The 26,248-nt window shown below is 61.5% G+C and carries 15 protein-coding genes; 3 read left to right on the top strand and 12 right to left on the bottom strand.

Going from position 1 to position 26,248, the window contains the following annotated elements; genetic code table 11:
- Positions 1-16 precede the first annotated feature (16 nt).
- The 8 genes from ACFSR7_RS14875 to ACFSR7_RS14840 form a co-directional block, all read right to left on the bottom strand.
- Positions 17-1,387, bottom strand: coding sequence for an LLM class flavin-dependent oxidoreductase (locus ACFSR7_RS14875; protein ID WP_378162768.1), 1,371 nt, complete (start codon positions 1,385-1,387; stop codon positions 17-19).
- A 22-nt stretch (positions 1,388-1,409) separates the two neighbouring features.
- Entirely contained in the window at positions 1,410-2,447 is a 1,038-nt protein-coding gene (locus ACFSR7_RS14870; protein ID WP_378162766.1) for an ABC transporter ATP-binding protein, read from the bottom strand.
- Positions 2,428-3,447 (bottom strand): ABC transporter ATP-binding protein, encoded by a 1,020-nt coding sequence (locus ACFSR7_RS14865; RefSeq protein WP_378162764.1) that lies wholly within the window; start codon positions 3,445-3,447, stop codon positions 2,428-2,430. Before ACFSR7_RS14865 ends, ACFSR7_RS14870 begins: the two co-directional genes overlap by 20 nt.
- A gap of 76 nt (positions 3,448-3,523) precedes the next feature.
- Positions 3,524-4,432, bottom strand: a complete 909-nt coding sequence (locus tag ACFSR7_RS14860) for an ABC transporter permease (protein WP_378162762.1) — start codon at positions 4,430-4,432, stop codon at positions 3,524-3,526.
- Positions 4,433-4,454: 22 nt separating this feature from the next.
- Positions 4,455-5,399 (bottom strand): ABC transporter permease, encoded by a 945-nt coding sequence (locus ACFSR7_RS14855; protein WP_378162760.1) that lies wholly within the window; start codon positions 5,397-5,399, stop codon positions 4,455-4,457.
- An 81-nt stretch (positions 5,400-5,480) separates the two neighbouring features.
- Positions 5,481-7,109 carry an ABC transporter substrate-binding protein gene (locus ACFSR7_RS14850; protein WP_378162758.1) on the bottom strand — a complete coding sequence of 543 codons (1,629 nt, stop codon included), beginning with the start codon at positions 7,107-7,109 and terminating at the stop codon, positions 5,481-5,483.
- 156 nt (positions 7,110-7,265) lie between these two features.
- Positions 7,266-8,456: an amidohydrolase gene (locus ACFSR7_RS14845; protein WP_378162756.1), complete on the bottom strand. Its 1,191-nt coding sequence runs from the start codon at positions 8,454-8,456 to the stop codon at positions 7,266-7,268.
- An 18-nt stretch (positions 8,457-8,474) separates the two neighbouring features.
- Positions 8,475-9,179, bottom strand: a complete 705-nt coding sequence (locus tag ACFSR7_RS14840; RefSeq protein ID WP_378162754.1) for a carboxymuconolactone decarboxylase family protein — start codon at positions 9,177-9,179, stop codon at positions 8,475-8,477.
- Positions 9,180-9,340: 161 nt separating this feature from the next.
- Here ACFSR7_RS14840 and ACFSR7_RS14835 point away from each other — a divergent pair, with 161 nt between their 5' ends.
- Both ACFSR7_RS14835 and ACFSR7_RS14830 read left to right on the top strand, forming a co-directional pair.
- Positions 9,341-10,288 (top strand): LysR family transcriptional regulator, encoded by a 948-nt coding sequence (locus ACFSR7_RS14835; protein WP_378162752.1) that lies wholly within the window; start codon positions 9,341-9,343, stop codon positions 10,286-10,288.
- A gap of 129 nt (positions 10,289-10,417) precedes the next feature.
- Positions 10,418-11,773 (top strand): LLM class flavin-dependent oxidoreductase, encoded by a 1,356-nt coding sequence (locus ACFSR7_RS14830; protein ID WP_378162750.1) that lies wholly within the window; start codon positions 10,418-10,420, stop codon positions 11,771-11,773.
- Between the two features lie 120 nt (positions 11,774-11,893).
- On the opposite strand, the gene ACFSR7_RS14825 is transcribed toward ACFSR7_RS14830, so the two are convergent.
- A complete protein-coding gene (locus tag ACFSR7_RS14825) occupies positions 11,894-17,869 on the bottom strand; it encodes an immunoglobulin-like domain-containing protein (protein ID WP_378162748.1) in 5,976 nt (1,991 codons plus the stop codon).
- A gap of 344 nt (positions 17,870-18,213) precedes the next feature.
- Positions 18,214-19,089 carry a helix-turn-helix transcriptional regulator gene (locus ACFSR7_RS14820; protein WP_378162746.1) on the bottom strand — a complete coding sequence of 292 codons (876 nt, stop codon included), beginning with the start codon at positions 19,087-19,089 and terminating at the stop codon, positions 18,214-18,216.
- 148 nt (positions 19,090-19,237) lie between these two features.
- Between ACFSR7_RS14820 and ACFSR7_RS14815 the strand changes: the two genes are divergently transcribed.
- Positions 19,238-21,208, top strand: coding sequence for a beta-galactosidase trimerization domain-containing protein (locus tag ACFSR7_RS14815; RefSeq protein ID WP_378162744.1), 1,971 nt, complete (start codon positions 19,238-19,240; stop codon positions 21,206-21,208).
- A 93-nt stretch (positions 21,209-21,301) separates the two neighbouring features.
- On the opposite strand, the gene ACFSR7_RS14810 is transcribed toward ACFSR7_RS14815, so the two are convergent.
- Together ACFSR7_RS14810 and ACFSR7_RS14805 are read right to left on the bottom strand one after the other, a co-directional pair.
- Positions 21,302-25,207 carry a CARDB domain-containing protein gene (locus ACFSR7_RS14810; RefSeq protein WP_378162742.1) on the bottom strand — a complete coding sequence of 1,302 codons (3,906 nt, stop codon included), beginning with the start codon at positions 25,205-25,207 and terminating at the stop codon, positions 21,302-21,304.
- A gap of 302 nt (positions 25,208-25,509) precedes the next feature.
- The gene (locus ACFSR7_RS14805; protein WP_378162741.1) at positions 25,510-26,073 is read right to left on the bottom strand and encodes an NADPH-dependent FMN reductase; all 564 of its coding nucleotides are present in this window, start codon (positions 26,071-26,073) and stop codon (positions 25,510-25,512) included.
- Positions 26,074-26,248 lie beyond the last annotated feature (175 nt).

Raw genomic sequence — 26,248 nt, 5'->3', positions numbered from 1 at the left:
CGTGCGCGCCACCGGTTCAGGACAGCCGCGACACGTCGCGGAACGCCGCGCCCGGATGGTGCTCAGGCAGCCGGGCGGCGCCGTTGCCGAACAGCCGCTCGCGGAACGTGCCTTCCCCGTACTCCCGCTTGAACAGTCCGCGCGCCTGCAGCACCGGCACGACCAGCTCGATGAAGTCCTCATAGGAGGCCGGCAGAATGTACGGCTCCAGGTTGAAGCCGTCGACGTCCGTCTCCTCGACCCAATACTGGATCTTGTCCGCCACTTCCTCCGGCGTGCCGACCACGGTCAAGCCGCGGAAGCCCTTCTTCAAGAAGTCGTCCGCCACCTCGCGGACGGTCTTCTTCGTCTTGCTGTGCTTGGTGAAGCGGTCGGTGTGCGTCTGGCCCATCTCGGTATGGATGTTTTCAAAGTACGAATCGGGGTCGAGCTTGGTCAGGTCGATGCCCGTGACGCCGGCATAGCTGGACAGCGTAGCCTCCGCGCTCTGGTAGGAGAGATACTCCGCGTGCTTGCGCTCGGCTTCCTCCTTCGTCGGCGCGACGACGACCGACAATCCCGTGAACACCTTGACGGCGGCCGGATCGCGGCCGTACTCGGCGGCGCGGCGGCGGATATCGGCGACCTGGTCGCGCAGCACCTCGATCGTCGGCGCCTTCAGGAACACGCCTTCGGCGTGCTTCGCCGCGAACGCCCGGCCCCGCTCCGAGCTGCCCGCCTGGAAGATGACCGGCGTCCGCTGCGGAGACGGCTCTGCCGCATGGTAGCCCGTCAGCTTGAAATACTTGCCCTCGTGCACGATCTTGTGCACCTTGTCCGGGTCGGTGAAGACGCGGTTCTCGCGGTCGATGCGCACCGCGTCGTCCTCCCAGCTGCCCTCGAACAGCTTATAGCTGACATCCATGTACTCGTCGGCCATGTCGTACCGCTCGTCATGCGGCAGGAACAGGTCCTCGCGGCCGAACAGGTCGGCGGCGGACTTGTTGCTCGTGGTCACGACGTTCCAGCCGATGCGGCCGTCCGTGACATGATCGAGCGAGGAGAATCGGCGCGCGTTGGCGTAGGGCGCCTCGTAGCTGGTGGAGGTCGTCATCGTAAAAGCCAGGTTTTTCGTGACCATGGCCAGCGCGGGAATGAGCATCATCGGATCGTTGCCCGGCAGGCCCGTCGCCTCGCGGAAGGCGAGCTCGGTCCGCGCCTTCGGATAGCCGTACGTATCGGCGAAAAACATGAAGTCGAACTTGCCCCGCTCGAGCAGCTGCGCGATGTTTTTCCAATACTCGATCTTGCTGTAGTGGACCCGGTTCTGATCGGGATGCGCCCAGATGCCCTGGGTGAGATGGTTGACGCTGTTCACTTCGAATACGCCAAGATGAATCTGTTTCATATCGGTTCCTGCCTCTCTCGATCTAGGTTAGGTGGCACGCGGCCGAATGGCCCGGCGCGACCTCGCGATAAAGCGGCGTCTCGGTCCGGCAGCGGTCCATGGCAAAGGGACATCGGGTGTGAAAAGCGCAGCCGGCCGGCGGATCGATCGGCGAAGGCAGATCTCCCTCGAGGACGATCCGCTCCGGCTTCGCGGTCGGATCCGGTACCGGGACGGCGGAGAGCAGCACCTGCGTGTACGGATGGCGGGGATTCGCAAAAAGACTGTCCGTGTCGGCTTCTTCGACGAGCTTGCCGAGGTACATGATGCCGATCCGGTCGGAGATATGCCGGACGACGGCGATGTCGTGCGCGATAAATAAATAAGTCAGCTTCAGCTCCCGCTGGAGCTTCTGCATCAGGTTGATGACCTGCGATTGGATAATGACGTCGAGGGCGGATACGGGCTCGTCGCAAATGACGATCCGGGGATCCAGGATGAGCGCCCTGGCCAGCCCGATGCGCTGCCGCTGTCCGCCCGACAGCTCGTGGGGCAGCCGGTAATAATGCTCCATCTGCAAGCCGACCGTCCGCAGAATCTCCATCGCCCGGTGCGTCCGCTCCCTGGCCGAACCGATGCCGTGGATCGCCAGCGGCTCCTCGAGCGCGAGGCCGACGATCCGGCGCGGATTCAGCGAGGAAAAGGGATCCTGGAATACCATCTGCAGCTCGCGGCGGCATTTCTGCATGGCTTGGCGCGATTGCTTGAACAGGTCGGCGCCCTTGTAGAACGCCTGACCTGCGGAAGGCTCCGTCAAGCGGAGCAGCGACTTGCCGAGCGTGCTCTTGCCGCAGCCGGACTCGCCGACAAGGCCGTACGTCTCGCCTTCGCGCAGCTCGAAGGAGACGCCGTCGACGGCCTTGACGACCGAGCGGCGGAAGCCCGCTTGACCGGCGACGCTATAATGCTTTTTTAGCCCCTCGACGCGCAGCAAGGGCTCGGCCTTCGCGGTGGCTCGCGGCCGTGCTCGCAACTCGGATTGCAACTCGGCTTGCGACTCCTTAACGTTCACGGTTGGCATCCGCCAGCCTCCCTTCGGCGATCTGTCGCGCATACCAGCACCGCACCTGCGTGTCGGTTCCCGGCAGCGTCTCGAGCTCGGGCATCTCGGAACGGCACCGGTCGTCCGCGAAGGCGCACCGGGAAGCGAAGCGGCAGCCCGGCGGCACCTGGCCAAGCGTCGGGACGCTGCCCGGCACCGCCGGCAGCTCCTGCGTCCGGTCTCCGTCCAGCCGGGGCACGGACCGCATAAGGCCGATCGTGTACGGATGAAGCGGCTTCGCGAACAGTGTGCGCACGTCGGCGGATTCGACCACCTGGCCCAGATACATGACGACGACGCGGGTGCATGCTTCGGCGACGACGCCAAGGTCGTGCGTGATCAGCATGACGCTCATGCCGAGCCGGCGGTTCAGGCCCGCGATCAGCTCGAGGATCTGCGCCTGGATCGTGACGTCGAGCGCGGTCGTCGGCTCGTCCGCGATGAGCAGCTTCGGTTCGCAAGCAAGCGCGATCGCGATCATGACGCGCTGCCGCATGCCGCCGGACAACTGATGCGGATACTCGCGCGCCCGGCGCTCCGGCGCGGGAATGCCGGTCATGCGCAGCAGCTCGATTGCGCGCGCCGCGGCCTCCTTCTTGCCGATCTTCCGGTGCAGCCGGAGCGTCTCGACGATCTGCTGTCCGACCGTATGGACGGGATTCAGCGAGCTGAGCGGATCCTGGAAAATCATCGAGATCTCGTTGCCGCGAATGTCGCGCATCTGCTTAGGCGACAACCGCAGCAGGTCCGTGCCGTCGTAGTCGATCTCGCCTTCATAGCTGGCGAGGCGCTTCTCGTCGAACAGCCGCAGCACCGACTGGGCGGTCGCGCTCTTGCCGCAGCCGGATTCGCCGACGATGCCGACGATCTCGCCCTTGCCTACGTCCAGCGATACGCCGTCCACCGCGGCCAGCCGGCCCCGCTCCGTGTGAAAGTATGTTCTCAGTCCTCTGATGCGTAAAAGGGGTTCGGCCGACATGCGCATCCTCCTCTCTCTGGCTCGCGTGTATCGTCTCTATCGCAACCGGCAGAGCGCTTTGCCCCTGCCCTCAAAATCAACGTTTCTTGCCCGACCTGCGCGAATGGGGATCGAGCAGATCTCGCAGCCCGTCGCCGAACAGGTTCATCCCAAGCACGACGACGACAAGCGCGAGGCCGGGGAACACGACCATCCAGGACGAATTGTAAATGAACATTTTGCCGTCGGAGAGCAGGTTCCCGAGGCTCGGCGTCGGCGCGGGAATGCCCGCTCCGAGGAAGCTCAGCGCCGCTTCGACGATGATCGCCTCGGCGAAGACGAACGTCCCCTGCACGATCAGCGCGGACAAGGCGTTCGGCATGATATGCTTCCAGATGATCCGGGTATGGGAAGCGCCCAGCGCGTGCATCGCCTCGACGTAGGTCTGCTCCTTGGCGACCAGCACGGACGAGCGGACGATGCGCGCGATCGACGGGACGAACACGATGATCAGGCAGACGATCAGATTGCCGACGCTCGGTCCCAGCGCCGCCATCATGGCGATCGCGAGAAGAACCGCCGGGAAGGCGAACAGGCCGTCCATGACGCGCATCAGAATCTGGTCGAGCCATTTGAAGTAACCGGCGTACAGGCCGATGACGAGGCCGATCGCCGAAGCGCCCGCGGCGACGGCGAACCCGACCTCCGCGGACATCCGCGTGCCGTAAACGACCCGCGTCAGCAGGTCCCGGCCGAAGTTGTCCGTGCCCAGCGGGAATGCGGCGCTCGGCGCCTTGAGCCGGTTAATGACATCAAGGGCATAAGGGTCCCCGCCCGCGATCCACGGCGCGAACAGCGACACCAAGGCGACGATCGCGATGAGCGCGCCGCCCGCCACGACCGGCTTGTTCGCCAGGAAGCGCCGCGCGAACAGCCGGCGGTTCTCCCGCTTCAGGCGCAGCCGCCCGGCTGCGATCTCGGCCGCTTCCGTTTTCAGTGCGCGCATAGGGTCTCCTCCTTTCCCTCCGTTATTTGAGCCGGATCCGCGGATCGACGGCCGCGTACAGCAGGTCCACGACAAGATTGACCAGCACGTACGCGAAGGCGACGAACAGCACGACGCCCTGGATGACCGCGTAGTCTCTTCGCTGCACCGAGTTGACGAGCATTTGCCCCATCCCGGGGATGTTGAAAATGGACTCGATGACGGCCGCGCCCGCGATCAGCGTCCCGAACGAGCCGCCGATGACGGTCAGGATCGGCAGCAGCGCATTGCGCAGGACGTGCTTGTAGACGATGCCCCGTTCGCTCACGCCCTTGGCCAGCGCCGTCTTGACGAAGCTCTCGTTCATTGCCTCGAGCATGGAAGCCCGGGTGACCCTGGCGAGCAAGGCGGCCTGGACGATGCCGAGCGAGACGGCGGGCAGGATCAAATATTTAAGATGCGTCCACAGCCCGTCGGTGAGCGGCTTGTAGCCCGATACGGGAAGCCACTTGAGCTGGACCGAGAACAGCAGCACCGTAAACATGCTGAGCACGAAGCCCGGCACCGTAATCCCGAACAGCGAAAATCCCGTGAGCGCCTTGTCCGACATCGATCCCTGGCGGGAAGCCGCGCGGATGCCGAGCGGCACCGCGACGGCGACGGCGACGATCTCGGCCAGCACGGCGAGCGAGAAGGTCGGACCGAGATGCTCGGCCAGCGCCTCGGAGACCGGCTGCCGCATGAAGAACGAATCGCCCAGGTTGCCCTGGAAAGCATGGCCGACCCACCGCGCGTATTGCGGAAGCAGCGGCAGATTAAGGCCCAGCTGCTCCCGCAGCGCCTCGATCGTCTCCGGACTCGCCCCGTCGCCGAGCATGACGGCGGCCGGATCGCCGGGGATCAGGTAGATGATCAGGAATACGATGACGGACAACACGAAGAGCACGGGGACCGTGGCCAGCAGCCGTTTTGCGATATAAAACGCCATCCTTCGCCCCTCCTTCGGGTTGCGCCGGCGAAGAACAAGGGCCGCATGAGCGCCTGTCGGCATCCATGCGGCGTGCTTGATTTACTTCGCCAGCTTCGTATTGGCCAGGTTCGGATAACCCGCCAGCGTCGTGAGTCCCGTCAGCTTATCCCGCGTCGCGCTCTGGGAGTAAGTGTCGCCGATCTTGACCGCCGCGAGATATTCCCATTCGTACTGCTGGAGCGCGTCGTTCGCCGTCTTGATCTCTTCGTCCGTGGAAGCCGCGGTGAGCTGCTTGGTGAGCTCGGCCAGCTTGGCGTCGTCGGCGAAGCCGTACGTCGGGTTCAGATAGAGCAGCTGCGAAGGCGTCGACGGCATCGTGAACAGGCCGACGTAGATGTCCCACGCGTTCGCGTCCGCCCGCTTTTTCAGCAGCGTCGCGAAGTCGTTGATGTCCAGCTTCGTCTTGACGCCGATGGACTCGAGCTCCTTTTGCACGACGATCGTCGCGTTGTAGAACGAGCCGCCGAGCTCCTTGGTCGTGAGCAGCGTCACTTCCTGCCCGTTGTAGCCGGCTTCCTGAAGCAGCTGCTTCGCCTTGTCCGCGTTTTTCTGATTGTAGTTTTCTTTGCCTGCTTCGCTGTACCAGGTCGTATTCTCCGGGTACATGTAGCTCGGGTTCAGACGGTACAGATCCGGCGAGTTCACCGTGCCGAGCAGAATCTCGTCGGCGTCCAGCACGGCCGCAACGGCCTCGCGGTACTTAACGTTCGAGAACAGCGGCGACTTCTTGTTGAATACGAGGTTGATATCGGAGCCGAGGTTCTTGTTCAGCTTCACGTCGGACAGGCCTTGCACCTGCGGCAGGTTGTCCAGCGTGACGTCGACGTAATCGTAAGTGCCGGCGAGGAACGAAGAGAAGCGCGTCGCGCTGTCCGTCACGATGTCGAAGTAGACGTCTTTCAGGAAGGCTTCCTTTTTGCCCGACAGGCCCGACGGCTCGGCGGATACCGGCTGGTAGTCGTCGAACTTGGCGACGTGCACGTATTGGTCCTGCTTCCACTCGACGAACTTGAACGGTCCAGTGCCGATATATTCCTTGACGCCGTCCGGTCCGGCCGCCTCGACGATCTCCTTCGGCATGATCGCGGCGTTGTTCAGCACGTGGCTCAGCTGGGCGAGAATGTCGTTGCGCGGTTCGCCGAGCGCAAGCTCGACCGTATAGTCGTCCTTGATCTTGAATTCGGAATCGCCCAGGGACGCTTGCGCACGTCCGGTGACCGACTTCCAGCGGTTCAGGGAGGCGACGACGTCCTCGGCCTTCATTTCCTTACCGTTGTGGAACTTGACGCCGTGGCGCAGGTGGAACGTGTAGGTCTTGCCGTCCTCGCTCAGATCGTAAGATTCGGCGAGCATCGGCACCGGCTTGAAGTTGGCGTCAAAGGCGAACAGGCCTTCGAAAATATTAAGCGTCACGTACACATTCGTATTGAGCGCCAGATGCGGGTCGAGCGTCGGCACCTGCTGCGCGAGCGGGAAGCGGAGCTCGGTCGCGAGATCGGCCGCGGCCGGCTCGGCCGAAGCCGCCGTGCCCGACGACGCGCCGGCGGAAGCGCCCGCCGATGCCGAGCCGGAAGAGCCGGCGTTGTTATTGTTCGAAGAGCAGCCGTAGACGGCGAATAACGCGATAACGAGCAGCGCCGTCAGGAGGTTGCGGTACTTTTTATTCATTCGAGTTCTCCCCTTGTCTGAATTTCTACAAATCCGATTTCTGTAAAACTTATAATTCCAACTTGTTTAATTGGTTTTATAAAAGCAATGATAGCGGATCTTGTCGAAGTTGTACATTAAAATCTATTAATCGCAGCCATTAATAAAAGTAAACTATCATTCGTCCCACGCGAGCAGCTTCTCCGCGGCACGCACGAACAGCCTTGTACCGGTCTCGAGCGCATCCTCGTCGAAATCGAATTTCGGGTGATGGTGCGGGTACTTGATCCCCTTGTCCACGTTGCCGGCTCCGATGTTGACGAACGTGCCGGGCGCCTTCTGCTGATACGCGGAAAAGTCTTCGCCGCTCATGCCCGGCGGCGTATGCACGACGGCATCTGCGCCGACCAGCCCGACGGCGGCTTCCTCCAGGATCCGGGTCAGCGCCTCGTCGTTCACCACCGGACGGTATCCGAGCACGTAGTCGAATTCGTATTCGGCGCCGTGCGCGGCCGCGATGCCCCGCACGATCCGCAGCAGCTGCTCCTTCGCGTCCTGCCGCACCTGCTCTCCGAAGCTGCGGACGGTCCCCTTCAGCACGGCCGAATCGGGAATGACATTGTGGGAAGCGCCTGCCGTGAACTGGGTGACGGATACGACGAGCCGGTCGAGAGGATTCGTATATCGCGACACGATATGCTGCAGGTTGGACACGATCTGCGCGCCGATCGCGATCGTATCGACCGCGCGGTGCGGGAAGCCGGCATGACCGCCGTAGCCCTTGATGACGATCGTGAAATTGTCGGGCGAAGCGGCCATGTCTCCGTAAGCGACCCCGATCTGGCCGACCGGCAGCTGCGACGCCAGATGCTCGCCGAACACCCAGTCGACGCCGTCCATGACGCCGGCTTCGACCAGCTCGATCGCGCCGCCCGGCGGCAGCTCCTCGGCATGCTGGAAGATCAGGCGGATCTCGCCGTGCAGCCGATCCCGCCTTGCCGCCAGCAGCTTGGCCGCGGCCAGCAGCATCGCCGTATGGCCGTCATGCCCGCAGGCATGCATGACGCCCGGATTGCCGGAGGCGTACGCGAGTCCCGTCTCCTCCGCGATCGGCAGCGCGTCCATGTCAGCGCGCAGGGCCAGCGTCCGGCCCGGCTTCGGGCCGATCAGGCGCGCCACGACGCTCGTCGGCGTCGGCCGGCTGAGCTGAAGACCCTCGATGCCGGACAGAACCTCTTCCACGTAACGAGCCGTATCGACTTCCTTGAAGGACAGCTCGGGGTTTGCGTGGAGATGCCTTCTCCAGGCCACCAGCTGCTCCTTAAGACCTTCCGGCCATTCCTCGAATCGCTGCGTCGTTTCACTCATCTCGCCGGCCCCCTTCCGTTATTCTCTCTCGAACGCCTGCAAGGCGTTCACGCGGTGAGCCATCGCGGATCCGGCCTTGAGCACGGTCGCGACGAGCGTCGTTTCCGCCAGCTCCTCGATCGTGATGCCGGCATCCTTGGCCTTGCGCGTGAAAATCTCGATCGAATAGGCGTTGCCCTCGGCGAGCGATGCGCCGACGGCAATCAGCAGCTTTTCCTTCTCGGCGATGCGCCCGCCCCGCAGCGAGATATGCACAAATTCATGGAAGCCGTTGTACAGCGCCTCATTCGCATCCGCGAGCTTTTCGGCCAGCTCGATGTTCGACAGCGGGTACAGATCTGCCTCCTGGCTGCCCGCATACGCCTTCAGCGCGTTCGCGCCGTTGAAAAACGCGGAATGCGCCTTGACCGCCGCAGCGACCGTGACCGATTCGAAGATCTCTTCGAACGACGTCTGCTCCGCCTTGGATTTGCCGACATGCGCCTCGATGCAGTACGGGCAGCCCGTGATGTGGGAGACGGCGACGGCGATCAGCTCCTTCGTCTTGACCGACAGCGCGCCGGCGGCGAGCGCCTGCTTGTTGAATTCGCCGAACGACTTGAAGCCTTCGGGCGCATAGCCGAAGATTTTGGCCGAGAAGCTCGGCGTGTGGCGCACGTACAGGCTTTCGCCGCCGGCTGCGGCGCCGTTGGCTTGGGATGTTGTGTTGGATGCGTTCGTCATGATGGATAACCTCGCTCTATGGAATTTTTAATTCATTGTAATCCGCTTGGATTATTCGAGAACATGTCTGTTATAATAGAGCAAAAGATTAGGCTTGTATAATTGATATGTATAAAGCGTTCGTTTAAAAATATTTAACTGTCAGAAAGAGGGCGGCGCCCGTGGAAATTCGGCTTATCAAAACGTTTCAGACGATCGTGAAGCTCGGCAACTTCCAGCGGGCGGCCGAAGCGCTGCAGTATTCGCAGCCGACGATCACGATTCAGATCAAAAAGCTGGAGGAAGAGCTCGGCGTCAAGCTGTTCGAGCGGGGCAAGACGATCACGCTGACGACGGCGGGCAGGCTGTTCCACGAACGGGCGGACTCCCTGCTGCGCGAATACGACGACCTGAACGTCGCGCTCGTCGACTATATCAAGGGCGAGGCGGGCCTTGTGCGCATCGGGGCTTCGGAGCCTTCGGCCAGCAACCGGGTGCCCGAGATTCTCGCCGCCTTCACCAAGCTTAAGTCGAAGGTGCAGGCCAAGGTGACGATCGGCACGACGAAGGAGCTCGCGGGCATGCTGCTCGAGGACCGGATCGATCTCGCTCTCTGCAACCAGCCGGAGCCTCATCTGGAGCTTGCATTTCACCCTTTAATGAACGAGACCTTCAAGCTGATCGTGCCGGACGACCATCCGCTGGCCGCGCGGGACGACATCCGCCTACAGGATCTGCAGGACGAGAAGTTCCTGTTCACGCCGGGCTCCTGCGCCTTCCGCATCCGGATCGAGGAGATGATCACCAAGCATATCGGCAAGCTGCGCCAGAGCAGCATCGAGGTTGCCGGCATCACCGCGATCAAGTACTTCGTGCAGTCCAGGCTCGGCATCGCCTTGGCGCCCGAGGTGGCCGTAACGCCGGCGATCCCCGGAACCGTCGTCAAGGACGTGGCGGATCTGTCCGACGGCCCCTCGCTCGGCATTCTGACCCGCCGCAGCGCGTCATCCACGAGCCGGATCAGCCTGGAGCTGGTCGAGGAGATCAAGCGGATCTATGCTCCGCGCGGACAGACGCAGATTGGCGAGCAGGCGCAGGCTGGCGGGCAGGCGCGAGCTGCGGGAATTTAACGTTGCTAAACTCCGCGTTTAGTTCTTTCTATTGTACTTTCGGCCCGCGGTCCTCTATCCTCTCTAGTTAATGACGTGAATTCCGAGTGAATCGGAAGGCATTCGGACGGGAAGGATCGGTGGACGAGGATGAAAAAAATCCATTTGGGCATTTTCGATATCAATACGCTGAATCAGATGACGCAGGGCTTGTGGGCGCATCCGGACAATCAGTCCTACCGTTACAAGGAGCTGTCCTTCTGGTTCGAGCTCGCGCAGATTTTGGAGCGCGGGCTTTTCGATTTTATGTTTTTCGCAGATTCCTACGGCTATCCGAATCACAAGACGGAGCTGACATACCGGGAGGCGGTCTATGCGCCTTCGAACGATCCGATGCTGCTCATCCCCGCGCTGGCTGCAGCGACCAAACACCTGGCGTTCGTCACGACGGCTTCCCCCGTCTACGAGCTGCCGTTCCCCAACGCGCGCCGGTTCTCGACGCTCGACCATCTGACGGGCGGCCGCATCGGCTGGAACGTCGTCGCCACCGGCGGCATCAGCGGGGCGGAGGCGTTCGGACGCAGCGGCATTCTCCCCCACGACGAGCGTTACGAGCAGGCCGAGGAGTTCATGGCGGCCAGCTACAAGCTGCTCGAGGGGAGCTGGGAGGACGACGCCGTCGAAGCGGACAAGGACAGACGGTTCTACGCGGACGCGTCCAAGGTGCATATCGTGCGGCATGAAGGCCCTTACTACAAGATGACCGCCGCTCATTCGAGCGAGCCGTCGGTCCAGCGGACGCCCGTGCTGTTCCAGGCCGGCAGCTCCGACAGAGGACGGGACTTTGCCGCCAAGCACGCCGAGGGCGTGTTTTTGAAGGCGCCGACGGCAGAGGCGCTGCGGGCGCAGGTGCAGGACATCCGCCGCAGGGCGGCGGGCTACGGCAGACGGCCCGAGCAGATCAAGATTTTCACCGGCCTGTCGGCCGTCGTCGGCAGGACGCGCGAGGAAGCCGAGCTGAAGCTGGCATCGTATCGACAATACGCGAGCCGCGAAGCGGCGCTGCTGACCTACGAAAACTCGACGGGCATCGATCTGTCGACGCTCGATCCGGACGCGCCGTTTACCAATGTGAAGACCGAGCAGGGCCGGACGCATACGGAGCGGTATACGAAGCACAGCGGCGGCGTGAAAACCGTGCGTGAGGTGGCGGACAACTTCGCGTCCAAGGAATTCCGGGGCATCACGGTGTCCGGCACGGCGGAGGATATCGTGGACGCGATGCAGTATTGGGTGGAGGAAACGGGCGTGGACGGCTTTAACCTGGAGCGCTACGTGCTGCCGGGCGGCCATCGGGACTTCGTGGATCTTGTCGTGCCGGAGCTGCAAAAACGCGGCATGTTCCGAGAGCGTTACGAGGAGTCGACCTTGCGCGAGCGGCTGTTCGGCAAAGGCGAAGCCCGCCTGCCGGACACGCATCCGGGTGCGGAATACCGGCGGCTTTGAGGAAAATGGTGGTCCAAAAGCGCGTCTAACGAGGAATTTCCTGGACAAAACATCGCCGCCGCAAGCAAAAAGGACGAAGCGGGCAAATCCCCGTTTCGTCCTTTTGCTTGTCTCAGAGACTCAATCCGTACCGGAAGCGCTCTGATTGTTTTCGATTCCCGTCAAGGTCTTGCCGTAAGTCGCCGTCGGGTACCAGCTGCTATTGTAATAGAGCAACAGCGAGGAAGCAGCGGACTTGCTTTTCGTGGCGAAGACGAAGCGACCGCCCGATTCCGACACATCGACCACTTCGGACAGCTTCCTGCCGCTGCCGTCGGTCGCGGTCGCATTGTTGAACAAATCGATCATTTGTCCGGAATTCCGATACGGGTCTACGCCGTTCCATACCTCGAGCACGACCACATACGTATGGCCGGCATCCGTGCCATCGACCCGGAAGTACAATGCCGTCGTAGAATCGTTGATGTTGTAATTCAGATAATAATTGGCTTTGCCGACCACGACGGCCGGCAGACCGACGCGCTTGACGGTGACGGTGAACGTCTTGGATTGCGAGGCCCCGTCCGCTCTTGTGATAGTAGCAGTCAGGCGGACCTCGATATCCGACGCGCTATTGGCCGGCTGCGTAACGCTGCCCGTCACCGAGTCGATCGCCGCTTCATCAGAGCTCCATGTGATCGTCGTTCCGTATTTTCCTGACGTGCTAAGGTCAAGATTCGTCCTAACGTCACCCAGTCCCGTATTGGCGAGACGGATCGAATCCGCAGTAAGCGCCGCGTATGCCGCAGCGATCGCTTCGTCGTCGGTCGGATCGACATGCAGCACCGTCACAGGAATCGTGACCGTCTGCGGCGTGCCCCCTTCCTTCGAGACGACTGCGGTCAAAGTCACGGCCGTGTCGTCGGCTGTAAAGGCCGCGCGCGTCACTTCTCCCGTAACTGCGTCAATCGCCGCGTTATCCGAACGCCAGGCGATCGTCGTCCCGTATGTGCCTTCGGCAGCCAGACGAAGCGCTGTCGTCACCGCACTCAAGGAAGGGTTATTTTGAACGATCGCGACTGCAAGCGAAGCTGCGTCGGCCGCGATCGCTTCCTGTACGGACGGATCGACGGCCTTTACGGTGATGTGGAACATCTTGGTCTGATCTGCCGCGCCCTCCAGCGAGATTGTAGCGGTCAAATTCACCACGGCATCTCCCGCCCCAAACGCCGGCCGGGTCACCATGCCCGTAGATGCATCGATTGCGGAGCTGTCCGAACTCCAGGAAATTGCCGTGCCGCCTGGACCGTTCGTTGCCAGATTCAGCGTCGTCTTGACGGACGACAGCGCAACGTTGTCTTCTCGAATCGTATCCGCCGTCAGCGCACTTGCAGCGGCCGTGACGATATCGTCAGCCGTCTCTTCCAACTTAAGCACCGTGACGGCGATCGTCTTGGAAGCATCCGCGCCTCCCGCCTTGGAGATTGTCGCTGTGAGATGCACGATCAGATCGCCCTTCAGATAGCCGGGACGCGTCACCGCGCCCGTCGCCGCATCGATCGCCGCATTGTCCGAATGCCAGACGATTGTCGTGTCCCTTGCACCGCTCGTCGGCAGCTCAAGATTCGTCGTTATTTCGTGCTGGCTTACGTTTTCGCCCAGAATAGAATCGGCTGTGAGTGACTCGAGCGCAGTCTCTATTGCGTCATCCGCCGTCTCGTCCTGCTTGACCACAATTACTGTGAACGTCTTCGTTAAACTTGTGCCACCGGTCTTGGATATCGTCGCCGTCAGGGTCGCAGTCGCATTGCCCTTGTTGTAGGACGGACGCGCGACCGCACCCGTGCTCGCATTGATTGCCGGACTGTCCGAGCTCCAGGTTATTGTCGTCCCCGCCACGCCGGATGCCGTCAGATCAAGGGCGGAAGTTACGGCGTTCAAATCCGGATTGGACCCTAGAACCGTATCTTCATCAAGCGCCGCGTGGGCGGCCGCAATGGCCTCGTCCGCCGTCTGATCGAGCTTGCGCACGCTCACTGTGAACGTTTTGGATTGCTCTGTTCCGCCTTCTTTGCGGAATGTTGCGGTCAGAATAACAGTCTTATCGCCCATACTGTAGGCGGGACGCACAACCGTCCCGTCCGTCGCGATCACGGTCGGCATGTTCGAGCTCCAGGAGATCGTCGTGCCCTGCTCGCCCGTCGTCGGCAGCGTCAACGCAGTCGTCACGTTGCCGATCGCCGCGTTGGCTCCGCGGATGACGCTGTCCGTCAAGGCGGAAGCGGCTGCCGCGATGGCGGAGTCTACCGTACTTTGATAATTCGTGAAGCCGGTTAACGTAGAACCATAAATGGCGGTCGGCCACCAGCTGCTATTGTAATAAACCCTGATCATCGAAGCCGGCGACTTGCTTTTCGTCGTGATCTGGAATCGGCCTCCGATGTCAGCGATCGTGGCCACGCTCGACAGTCGGCGCCCCGTGCCGTCCGTCGATTCCGCCGATTCCAGCAGCGCAATCATCTGGGCGGACGTCTTATACTCGGCCTTGTCTGCGTTCCAGACACTTATATCCTTCAAGTACGTGTGACTCGCATCGATGCCGTCCACCTGAATGTACAATGCCGTCGTCGTGTCGTTAATGTTATACCAAAGGTAATAGTCTTTTGATGCGCTCAGAATCGCCGGAAGCCCATCTTTCTTGATGATGACGATGAACGTTTTCGTAAGCGCAATGCCGCCTTTCTTGGAAATGACAGCCGTCAAAGTTACCTCGACATCGCCCGCTGCGTTGTTCGGTCGCATGACGATTCCCGTCTCCGGATCTACTGCGTCACTGTCGGAGCTCCAGACAATCGTCGTGCCATGCGCGCCGGACGACTCCAGCGTCAGGTCGGTCGTAATCGCGTCCAGTGCGTCATTGTCGCCCAGAATGGATTCCGCGGTCAGCGCCGCCTTGGCTGCCGCGATCGCTTCGTCCGCGGTCTCGTCGAGCTTGAGCACCGTGAGCGCGAATGTTTTTGTGGCCGCCGTGCCGCCGGACTTCGTAATGGTCGCGGTCAGCGTCGCCGTGACGTTGCCCGCCGTGAAGCTCGGGCGCTTTACTTCGCCGGTGGCCGCGTCGATCGCCGCACTGTCGGAGCTCCAGTCGATCGCCGTGCCTTGCGCGCCGGACGTTCCCAGCGTCAGGTCGGACGTGACGGCTGACAGCGTATCATTGTCGCCCAGGATGGTTGCCTCAATCAGCGCCGCCTTGGCTGCCGCGATCGCTTCGTCCGCGGTCTCGTCGAGCTTCAGCACCGTGAGCGCGAATGTTTTCGTGGCCGCCGTGCCGCCAGCCTTCGTAATGGTCGCGGTCAGCGTCGCCGTGACGTTGCCCGCCGTGAAGCTCGGGCGCTTTACTTCGCCGGTGGCCGCGTCGATCGCCGCACTGTCGGAGCTCCAGGCGATCGCCGTGCCTTGCGCGCCGGACGTTCCCAGCGTCAGGTCGGACGTGACGGCTGACAGCGTATCATTGGCACCCAGAATGGATGCCGCAGTCAGCGCCGCCTTGGCTGCCGCGATCGCTTCGTCCGCGGTCTCGTCGAGCTTGAGCACCGTGATCGCGAATGTTTTCGTGGCCGTCGTGCCGCCAGCCTTCGTAATGGTCGCGGTCAGCGTCGCCGTGACGTTGCCCGCCGTGAAGCTGGGACGCTTTACTTGGCCGGTGGAAGCGTCGATCGCCGCACTGTCGGAGCTCCAGGCGATCGCCGTGCCTTGCGCGCCGGATGTCTCCAGCGTCAGATCGGTCGTAATCGCATCCAGTGCGTCATTGTCGCCCAGAATGGATTCCGCGGTCAGCGCCGCCTTGGCTGACGCAATCGCTTCGTCCGCGGTCTCGTCGAGCTTGAGCACCATGAGCGCGAATGTTTTCGTCGCCGTCGTGCCGCCGGACTTCGTAATGGTCGCGGTCAGCGTCGCCGTGACGTCGCCTGCCGTGAAGCTGGGACGCTTTACTTGGCCGGTGGAAGCGTCGATCGCCGCACTGTCGGAGCTCCAGGCGATCGCCGTGCCTTGCGCGCCGGACGTTCCCAGCGTCAGGTCGGACGTGACGGCTGACAGCGTATCATTGTCACCGAGAATGGATGCCGCAGTGAGCGCCGCCTTGGCTGCCGCGATCGCTTCGTCCGCGGTCTCGTCGAGCTTGAGCACCATGAGCGCGAATGTTTTCGTGGCCGTCGTGCCGCCAGCCTTCGTAATGGTCGCGGTCAGCGTCGCCGTGACGTCGCCCGCCGTGAAGCTTGGGCGCTTTACTTTCCCGGTGACCGCGTCGATCGCCGCACTATCGGAGCTCCAGACGATCGCCGTGCCTTGCGCGCCGGACGTTCCCAGCGTCAGGTCGGTCGTAACGGCTGACAGCGTATCATTGTCACCGAGAATGGATGCCGCAGTGAGCGCCGCCTTGGCTGCCGCGATCGCTTCGTCCGCGGTCTCGTCGAGCTTGAGCACCGTGATCGCGAACGTTTTCGTCGCCGTCGTGCCGCCGGACTTCGTAATGGTCGCGGTCAGCGTCGCCGTGACGTCGCCCGCCGTGAAGCTCGGGCGCTTTACTTTGCCGGTGGCCGCGTCGATCGCCGCACTGTCCGAGCTCCAGGCGATAGTCGTGCCTTGCGCGCCGGACGTTCCCAGCGTCAGGTCGGACGTGACGGCTGACAGCGTATCATTGTCGCCCAGAATGGATTTCGCGGTCAGCGCCGCCTTGGCTGACGCAATGGCCTCGTCAGGAGACAGCGTCGGCGTTGCCGTTGGCGTTGCGCTCGGTGTTGCCGTTGGTGTCGCACTCGGCGTCGCACTCGGCGTCGCACTCGGTGTCGCACTCGGCGTTGCGCTCGGTGTCGGCGTCGCGCTCGGCGCAACTGTTGGCGTCACCGTCTCTCCTCCGCCTCCGCCTCCGCCAGTCGGTGCAAGCGTCGGTGTCGGTGTCGGTGTCGGTGTCGCTCCGGCAGATGTCTGTGTCTGCTCGGGCTGTTTTTCAAACGTCGTGCCCGCCGTGTTCGCGATCGCCAGCACAATCGTCCCTTGACCCAGCACTTTGACGATCGCGTTCAGAACGAGCGACTGAACCACCGTTCCCTCCGGCACGTCCACTTGAATCTGCTGCGAACTGACGTTGATCGTATTAAACGAGCCGATCAGCGTCACCTTTGAATTCGTAGGCAGACTCGCACTCATATCGATATCCCCGAAGCCAGTGCCTGTAGCGTTTACTTCTTGAAGCGTCGCAGGTGTATTCACCTTGACGAGCGCCACGGTCGTAGATCCCTCCGAGACAATCCGAACGATGCCCGTCCCGGATGTCTTGTCGATAATGATGTCGACAAGCGTCGAGTTGTTAAAGTGAATACTGTGCTCGCCGCCGCCCTGCACGGTGACATGCCCCTTCACCGTAACTTGGTTCAGGACGGCGTCGCCCTCGCCGATGCCCTCGCCGAGCAACAGGTCGCCATTGATGACCATATTCTGCAGCGAGACACCTGCCGTATTGACAACAACGTTCTTGTTGATTGTCTCAACGCCGGTCTCCGGGCCGTACGTACCGGGAACGTCATATGCGACTGTACGCGACTTGAGGGCGCGATCCAATAGGACGACCGCCTCCGCACGCGTCATGGCGGCCGCCGGCTTGAAGGTCGTATCGCCGTAGCCCTTCATCAGACCGCCTTCGACGACTTGCCCGACCGCCGCTTTGCTCCAACTGCCGATGCGGTCCGCATCCTTAAAGCGGGAGACCGTTGCGCTGTCCTTCGCTTGCAGGTTCAGCAGGCGGCTCAGCATGACAGCCGCTTCCTGACGCTGAACCGGCTTGTCCGGTCCGAAGGTTCCGTTCGCATAGCCCGTGATGTATCCGGCTTTGACCGCTGCGGCCGCTTCGGAATAAACCCAGCTTGTCGCGCTTACGTCGGCAAATTCCACATCCGACTTTCCCGCAAAACCGAACGCGCGATTCGCCAGAGCGATAAACTCGGCTCTGGAAATAGATTGATCCGGTTTGAACGCCCCATCTTGATAGCCCTGAACAAGCCCCCTGTTTATCCAATCCGTCAGCTCGTCCTCCGCCCAGTGGCCTCGGATGTCCGACACAGAAGCAGTCGCCTGCGCGCTGGCCGCGAAAGCGGAACCGAATGGTGCGATGAGCATACATATTAATAGCAATCCGACTAGTAATTTCGATGACCTGTTCGTAAGCATATAGTCCTCCTCGCATTCTATCCTCCAACTATAGAACGATTAATAGGATAAAAAAATCCCCCTTTCGGGGGTGAAGTCCCTGTGAAGAAAGGGGGAGTAGGAAGGGATGAAGGGGGGATGAGGGGAGGAGGATTTGGGCCTTCCAGACCAATTCGAGCTCTTTTTCTCCATTTTTCGATAAGCCAAGGCTCAGCAATCAGAGCACTTTTGCCTTCGAGCCGCAGGCAGGGTGCGCGCTACGCGTAGCCGGCATGCAGCCTTCGGTACGCCGCAGGAGACATCCCCGTGTCCTTGCGGAACAGACGGCCGAAATAATTCGGATCCGCAATCCCGACGGCCTCCGCGATCTGCTTCACGGACAGCTCGGGCGAACGCTCGAGCAGCCTGCGCGCCCGGTCCACCCTGACGTGGCGCACGTATTCGATCGAGCTCATGCCGGTGTGTCGTTTCATGCAGCGGGCGATATAGTCCGGGTGAAAATGAAATTCCCGCTCGATCGCTTCGATGTCGAAGGGCTCGAAAGCCGTACGCCGCAAATACGCGGATACTTCCTCTGCCAGCCGGCTCGAGCGGGTCTCGGTTGCCGAGCCCCGGACAAATTGCTGCATGACGGACAGCAGTTGAACGAACGCCGCGTGCAGACGCCATACCGCATCGACCGTCAGCCTGTCGTGCAGCTTGACCAGCCGGTCCAGCGCCGGCCATGCTTCGTCCATCCTGAACGCCCCGAACTTCGGAATATAAACGGGCTGCATGCCCGGCTGCAGATCTTTGTCCGTGCCTTTACGAAGCACCAGCGACCATGGGATCTCGTCGGATGCAACGGTCCGGTGTCCGGATTCGTGCTTGACATGAAACCAATACAGCTCCGTCGGCACCTCGCAGGGCCGAAATCCCTCGTGCACCTTCCCTGGCTCCAGCACCAGCAGACGGTTTGGCCCGATCGTGTATTCCAAGCCGTCCTCCGCCATGTACAAGCATCCCGACTTCACGAATATAATGTCGTAAAGATCAAAGGAACGCCGGAAATGCTGCATGCCCGGACGCCAGATCCCGTGCCCTGCCGTCACCAGCTGCGGCATCGGCGGCACTTGCCACTGTATGCAATCCATCTTATCCCTCCTCGCGTCTCGCGGCTTGTGCTAATCATAATCCAAAAAGTCGTTTTTGTGCTAGAGGTTGTCGTTCCTATAACTATCGGTCGGCATGCAAACGCTTTACACTGATAGGCAAACAGAACGTTTCGCGGGAGGTTATTTAATGAGATTTCGTCAGGTACACCTGGATTTCCACACGTCCGAGCTTATCGAAGGCATCGGGTCGTCGTTCTCGGCGCAGCAGTTCCAGGACATGCTTAAGCTTGGGCACGTCGATTCCATTACCGTATTTTCCAAATGCCATCACGGGTGGGCCTATCATCCGACGACGGCCAACGAAATGCATCCGCACCTCTCGTTCGATCTGCTCGGCGCACAGATCGAAGCCGCGCACGCGATCGGCGTCAAGACGCCGGTCTATCTGTCGGCAGGCCTCGACGAGAAGCTCGCCCGCATCCATCCGGAATGGCTGGTCCGCCGCGCAGACGAGTCGACGCAGTGGGCGCCCGACTTTCTCACGCCGGGTTACCACGAGTTTTGCATGAACACCCCCTATCTCGACACGCTTGTCGCCCAGATCGAAGAGGTCGTTCAAAAGTACGATGCGGACGGCATCTTCCTCGACATTGTCGGCATTCGCAAATGCTACTGTCAGTTCTGCATCCGATCAGCGCGCGCAGAAGGCATCGATCCCCGCGACGAGAGCGCGATGCGTCCGCTTTGGGAACGCACGTACCTTCGCTATGCGGAGCGGACCAACGAGGCCGTCCATAAGTATCGACCGGAACTCTCGGTATTCCACAACGGCGGTCATATTCCGCAGGGCAGGCGGGAACTGGCCTTCCTGAACACGCACCACCTGGAGCTGGAGTCCCTGCCGACCGGCGGCTGGGGTTACGACCATTTCCCGCTGTCCGCGCGGTACGTTCAACAGCTCGGCCGCCCGTTTCTCGGCATGACGGGCAAGTTCCATTTGTCCTGGGGCGAATTCGGCGGCTACAAACATCCGAACGCCCTTCGGCACGAGACTGCGCTGAGCTTGGCGAACGGCGCCGGCTGCTCCGTCGGGGACCAGCTGCATCCGGACGGCTTGATGGACGAGACAACGTACCGGCTGATCGGAGAGGCGTACAAGGAAGTGGAGGCCAAGGAAGCATGGTGTGCAGATACCGTCAATGTGGCGGACATCGCCGTCTTTGGCATTGAGGCTTCGGGCCGTTTCCGCGGCGCCGGCGGCAACGTTGCAGACGCGGACAAGGGCGCGGCGAGGATGCTACTGGAAACCAACCGGCTGTTCGACGTCGTGGACCTGAAGTCCGATTGGACGGCCTACGCCGTACTCATCCTGCCCGACCTGATTCCGGCCGACGCCGAGATCGAAGCGAAGCTGGCGGCCTATGTCGGCCAGGGCGGGCGGGTGCTCGCCACGGGAACCGCCGGCCTGCGCCCGGACGGCTCCGGCTTTGCCCTCGACTTCGGCGCGCGCTGGATCGGCGCCAATCCGTACCGGCCGGACTACTTCGTACCTGCCGGCCCGTTCGGGCCGGGCAAGGGTGCATCGGCCGTCATGTATGGGGAAGGCCAGCGCATCGAAGCCGCCGGCGGGCAGGTGCTCGGGTACCGCGAGAACCCGTACTTTAACCGGGACGCCTTCTCCTTCTCGTCCCACCTCCATACGCCGAACGACAAGAGCAGCCGCGAGCCCGGCATGATCGAGCACGACGCCGGCATCTACATCGCCTGGAACGTCTTCGGCGCCTATGCGGAGCATGGCAATCTCGTGCTGCGCCAGATGGTGGACTATGCGCTCGGACGATTGCTCGCCGCCCCGACGCTCGCGACCTCGCTGCCGGCGCAGGGCGTGACGACCCTGCAGGAACAACCGGCCCATCGCCGTCTCGTTCACCATCTGCTGTACGCCTCCCCCGTCCGGCGCGGGCGAAATGTCGAGATCATCGAAGACGTAATCCCCATCCGCGACATCGCTTGCACAGTGCGCACCGACCGTCCGGTGGGCAGCGTCTATCTGGCGCCGCAGATGACGGAGCTGCCGTTTACGGCACAGGATGGCGCGGTCAGCTATACGGTCCCGGTGGTCGAGTGCCACCAGATGGTCGTGCTGCAGTTCGAGTAATATTGGAGTTGCGGCTGCACAAAAGCAAAAAGCTCGCCCCCACTTGGCCAAGAGGCCTTGCGGAAGGCGAGCTTTTTCCTAATCTTTTGCCGATCAATGAATCGTCAGATTAAAGCCCGGCTGCAGGTAATACAGGCTCGGATAAGCGATATTGCTCGTCGTCAGGCCGTTGAACGTCGCCGAGCCGTTGCCGGTGTAGGTGTAGATCGCCGCGCCTTGGTGCGGTCCGGAGAATCGCGACGTCGTCACGCCGTCCAGCCCCGTGCCGTTGATGTTGATGTTGTTGAACACGATATTCTCGAAGCCGCCGCCGTAGCCGAACTGGATCCCATCGCGCTGCGTATTGAGGATGTCGATGTTCGTGAACGTCACGTTGCGGATGGCGTCGTTCGACGCTTCGAGGTCGATCGCGCCCCGTTCGCCGTTGTACAGGTCCTGGCTCGTGCCGCTGTTAATAATCGTCGTGTCCGAGAATACGATGCCCGTATTGTTCTGGAAGTGGTAGCCTGGGAACACGGTGTTCATGCGGATGCCGGAGCCGCCGACCGTATCTACGATTAGGTTGTGGTCGGCCTTGTGGCCGCTGCCGCCGAAGAAGGCGATGCCGCCCGCGCGCCAGTTGTTCTCAATCGTGTTGTACGAAAACGTGTTGTTCACGCCGGCCGGCGCGCCGTTCGTGTTGCTGGTCCAGACCGCCAGCGCGTCGTCCCCGTTGTTGCGCAGGTTGCTGTTGCGGACGATCGAGTTGCTCGTGCCCTGGGCGAAGTTGACGCCGTCGGCCAGGTTGTTGCGGATACGGCTGTTCTCGATTGTCAGCCCGTTCGCGTAGATCGCCGGGGTATGCGCATAATCGCCGACCCAGAAGCCGCACTCGAAGTGCTCGACCCAGACGTCGTGAATCGTGGAGTTCGAACCGAAGTTATCCATGAAGCCTTTGTAAATCGCATTTTGGCCGTAGCGCGACCGGAGCTTGGAGTTCATGTACACGTTGCTGAAATCAAGCTTGCCGGAAATGCGCAGCGAGATGCCGCCGCCTGCCGCGTTGGGATTCGTGAACTGGATGTTCGTATGCCAGATGCCCGCGCCCGTCACGGTTAGGTTGTTGATCATGCTGTTCGCCGAGCCGATCTCCCACATGCTGCTCAGGTTAAACGTGCCCTCCGGAATGTAGAGCGTCTTGCCTGCAGCGACGGCTGCCGTCACCGCGGATTTAAACGCCGCAAGATCGTCCTGTCCGTCGTTCGCCACCGCGCCGTAGTCGGTTACCGATACGGCATTGGACGGACGCGCGATCGCGGCAGGCACCGGCTCGATCTCCAGGAAGTCGACGCCGTATTCCAGGCTGTCCCCGTTGCCCTTCTGAATCCGGATCGTGTCGCCCGGCGCAAGCGGCGTATCCATCTTCCAATGCACTTCGTCGAAGCGGAAAAGCGGTCTTCCGCCGCCCGGCGCATCTGCCGGCATGTCGCCGGAGAAGTACTGCCAGTTGTAGTACGACGAGAGCGATACCGTCTTGACCTTCGTCCCGTTGACGTAGACGTCAAGTGCGCCGTTCAGGCCCATGCCGTCGCCGGAGTCGGGCATCGTGAACCGCATCGTGACGCCTGCGCCGCCCTGTCCCTGGCGCACGGTCCACTGCGCGTACGAGCCGTTAGACGGAAGCGCCACGTATTTCTGGCCGGACGCCTCCGAAGCGATCAGCGACTGATTAAAGTTAGGCGCGGCCTGCAGCGTCGCGCCGCCGCCTCTCGTCGCATCCTCCGTGTCGTAACGGTAGTACGGCATGCTGGCGCCGCGCGCTGCGTAGACGGTCAGGTTGGCCGTGCTCGCATTGTTGGCCTGCTTGGTCGGGACTTCGTTGCCGTCCGCGGCGACAGTCGTCGTCACCGTATAGCTGCCGTTAACTGCCGTCCACGTGCCCGAAATGGCGACGTTGACGGAAGCGCCCGCGGCAAGCGAGCCGCTATAGGAGCCGGTTAGCGTCTGGACGGTCGTGCCCGCTCCATTTTTAATGGCGACCGCGATCGCATGCGCGCCTCCAGCCGAAGCGATCGTGCCCTGGTTTTTCAGGCTGACCGTAAAGCTGACGGCGCTGTTCGCAGTCGGCGTGCCTGGCGACCAGGAGGTCGAGGCGACCAGATCCGAACTCGAAACCGGCGCTACCGTGAGCGCCGCGGCGTTTGTATAGCTGTTGTTCGCTTCATTTTGCTCGATGACGGCGTTGTTCTCGTCAACCTTGGCCGAGAGCGTGTAGGACGCGGCGGTCTTGGCGCCTGCGTTCACCGATACAGTCGCCGTAGCGCCTGCGGCCAATGCGCCTATCTGCGCGGTGCCGGCGGCATCGCCGTTCAGGTAGAAGTTGACCGTCGTGGCAGCCGATGCTGCGCTGCCGATGTTTTTAACGGTCGCGTTCAGCGTGATCGCGTCGGTCTCGATCGGCGAGGCCGGCGACCAGGACATGCCCGTAAGCGTCAGGTCTGGATTAGCGGCCGGCGTGCCGAACACCTGGAATTCGGCGATCTGTCCGGCAGGCGCGCCGGTATTCGCCGTGATGTTCAGCTGCAGACGCTTCACCGTTGCCGTCACGGGAATCGTCACCGTGTTGCCGGATGCCGGGTTAAACGTATAGGTCTGCGAGGAGACCAGGTTTGAGAAGGTTGTGGTCGACTGATTGTGGCCGAGCACCTGAATCGTCTGGGTCCTCGTGCCCCATTCCGTAGCGGGGTTCAGCTTGAGCACGATGGAAGTGATATCTTGGTTGGCGCCGAAATCGAGCGTCAGCGTGCTCGGATTGCCGCCGCCTTCCCAGTACGTGGCGGTGTTGTTGTCGTTTGCGTTGGCGGCCACGAAGGATTGCGTATTGGAGGACGCGACGATCGGTTTGCCGATCGCGATATTGCCGCCCGGCGGCGGCGTTGCGGTTGGCGTTGCCGTCGGCGTTGCGGTTGGCGTTGCCGTCGGCGTCGCGGTTGGCGTTGCCGTCGGCGTCGCGGTCGGCGTTGCCGTCGGCGTCGCGGTCGGGGTTGCGGTCGGCGTGGCCGTCGGGGTCGCCGTTGGCGACGTGCCGGCATCGACCGTGATCTGGTCCAGGTTCACGTTGGCGGAATCACCTGCGTCGAATTTGTAGGCGATCGTGTTGCTGCCGGCGTTCAAGGTCAGGGCTTCCGTTTGCGTGCCCCAGGTATCCCAGTTAGCCAGGCTCGCAAGCGTAGTCTGACGTATCTTCACGCCGTTCACATAGACGGACAGCGTTCTGGAAGCGCCGTTCGCGTTGGCATACTTGAGCGCAACGTTCCGGCTGCCCGCCGCTGCTGCGTTGACCGTGAACGTTGTCGCCGCTCCCTGCGTCCAGTAGCCGTCGACAAAGCCCGTTCCCGCGTAGCCCGCGTGATCGGTGTTCACCTTAGCTCCACCCGATAGCGCAGCGGACTCCGCTTGATACGTGCCCGGAGGTGGCGTAGGCGTCGGAGTGGGCGTCGCGCCGGCTGCGCCGTAGATCTCAAACTCAGACAGCTGTGCCGCCGGCCAGCCCGTGTTGGCGGTCACGTTCAGACGAACGTACCGGGTGGACGTCGCCGTGAAGCTGATCGTGACGGAGTTGCCGGCTACGGCCGGATTAAAAGTATAGTTCGCAGAACTGACGATGTTGGCAAACGTAGAACCGTTCGCGCTGCCCTGAACGGCCAGCGTCTGCGTACGCGTTTCCCAGTTGGACGGCAGCTTCAGCACGATCTGGTCGATGCTCACGCTCGCGCCCAGGTCGACCTGGATCCATTGCGGAAAGGCGTTGTTCGTGCTCTCCCAGTAGGTGCTTGCGTTGCCGTCCTTCACATTGTCAGGCGCATACGTCTGCGATTGGCCGCTCGCGGTAATCGTCTTGCCGATCGCCAGATTCGCTCCTCCGGCAGCAAACGCGGGAGAAAAGGAACCGGCGGCCGAGATCCATCCGGTGATCAGCAAAATAAGGGCGAGCGCCCATGCTGCGTGCTTGTGTCGCATTATAGTCCTCCTCGAAATGGGATTGGGGCAGATGTTCGAAGCCTCGTTCACAATGACAGCGGTTACAATTGGTTGCGAACCGATCCTCATGCCGACTGCTGCGGTTTACAATTGCGCGGTTAGCCTCCCTTCTCCCTTACTTAACTTCACGTACAGCTTTATTATAGTGAGGCATTCCGCTTCGCTATAAGGCGTGATCTTACGAAGATGGTAGCCGATTCCAAGCACATGGTTAAAAGAACGAAAAACAGGCCAACCAGAGCTTCCTGGCTGACCTGAATCGATAATCCTTATACGGCGAGTTACTTCAATCCCTGCGACTGATCGATCCAGCCAAGCAGCGTTTGCACGTATCGCTTCAAATATTTGAGCGTCGTCTCGTCCGTCAGGCAGCCGCGCTCGGCGTCCACTTTATCCATGACTTGAGAGATGTACATTTTCTGAAAAGGCAGCACCCACACTTGCGTCGCCTCCAGCGTCTGCCGAATTTGCTGCTGCGACAGGATCGTACCCTTGGGACCGGGCGTCGCGCCGACGATGCCGACGGGCTTGTGAATAAGCGCGGCCGTCCGCGCTGGCGTAGATGCCCAATCCAGCGCGTTTTTAAGCACGCCGGGGATGCCCGAATTGTACTCCGGGCTCACGATGAGCAGCCCGTCCGCGCCGCGGATCGCCTCGCGATACAGGCGTACGGCCTCGGGGCCGTCGCCCGTGTCGCGATCCGCATTGTATAATGGCAAGTCCGCGATCGATATGTATTCGTAAGCGGCTTCTTCCTCCAGGCCAAGCTCCGGCACGGTGGCCGCGATCATGCGATTGTACGACTGCTCCCTCAGACTCCCCACGATAATGCCGATTTTTTTCATCCCAATACGACTCCCCTTAGACTGAAGTTAAAAACTGCATATAAAGTCAATTTCATAAACATTTTTTACCAGAATAAATCCGAACTTTTAATACAAAATAGAACCTCTGAGATTCGGAAATAAGTCCAAAACCGAACGTTATTCGTCAAGTCTTATGATTAAGTTTGTTTAAACT

This window comes from Cohnella sp. GCM10020058, assembly GCF_042683485.1.
GTDB lineage: Bacteria > Bacillota > Bacilli > Paenibacillales > Paenibacillaceae > Cohnella.
This window is presented reverse-complemented; position numbering and strand designations above follow the sequence as displayed.

Bases quoted from the DNA above. Each gene is read 5' to 3' on its own strand.
- ACFSR7_RS14845 (WP_378162756.1), bottom strand. From the start codon at position 8,456: ATGAGTGAAACGACGCAGCGATTCGAGGAATGGCCGGAAGGTCTTAAG.
- ACFSR7_RS14860 (WP_378162762.1), bottom strand. From the start codon at position 4,432: ATGCGCGCACTGAAAACGGAAGCGGCCGAGATCGCAGCCGGGCGGCTG.
- ACFSR7_RS14815 (WP_378162744.1), top strand. From the start codon at position 19,238: ATGAGATTTCGTCAGGTACACCTGGATTTCCACACGTCCGAGCTTATC.
- ACFSR7_RS14855 (WP_378162760.1), bottom strand. From the start codon at position 5,399: ATGGCGTTTTATATCGCAAAACGGCTGCTGGCCACGGTCCCCGTGCTC.
- ACFSR7_RS14820 (WP_378162746.1), bottom strand. From the start codon at position 19,089: ATGGATTGCATACAGTGGCAAGTGCCGCCGATGCCGCAGCTGGTGACG.
- ACFSR7_RS14810 (WP_378162742.1), bottom strand. From the start codon at position 25,207: ATGCGACACAAGCACGCAGCATGGGCGCTCGCCCTTATTTTGCTGATC.
- ACFSR7_RS14850 (WP_378162758.1), bottom strand. From the start codon at position 7,109: ATGAATAAAAAGTACCGCAACCTCCTGACGGCGCTGCTCGTTATCGCG.
- ACFSR7_RS14830 (WP_378162750.1), top strand. From the start codon at position 10,418: ATGAAAAAAATCCATTTGGGCATTTTCGATATCAATACGCTGAATCAG.
- ACFSR7_RS14840 (WP_378162754.1), bottom strand. From the start codon at position 9,179: ATGACGAACGCATCCAACACAACATCCCAAGCCAACGGCGCCGCAGCC.
- ACFSR7_RS14805 (WP_378162741.1), bottom strand. From the start codon at position 26,073: ATGAAAAAAATCGGCATTATCGTGGGGAGTCTGAGGGAGCAGTCGTAC.
- ACFSR7_RS14865 (WP_378162764.1), bottom strand. From the start codon at position 3,447: ATGTCGGCCGAACCCCTTTTACGCATCAGAGGACTGAGAACATACTTT.
- ACFSR7_RS14870 (WP_378162766.1), bottom strand. From the start codon at position 2,447: ATGCCAACCGTGAACGTTAAGGAGTCGCAAGCCGAGTTGCAATCCGAG.
- ACFSR7_RS14875 (WP_378162768.1), bottom strand. From the start codon at position 1,387: ATGAAACAGATTCATCTTGGCGTATTCGAAGTGAACAGCGTCAACCAT.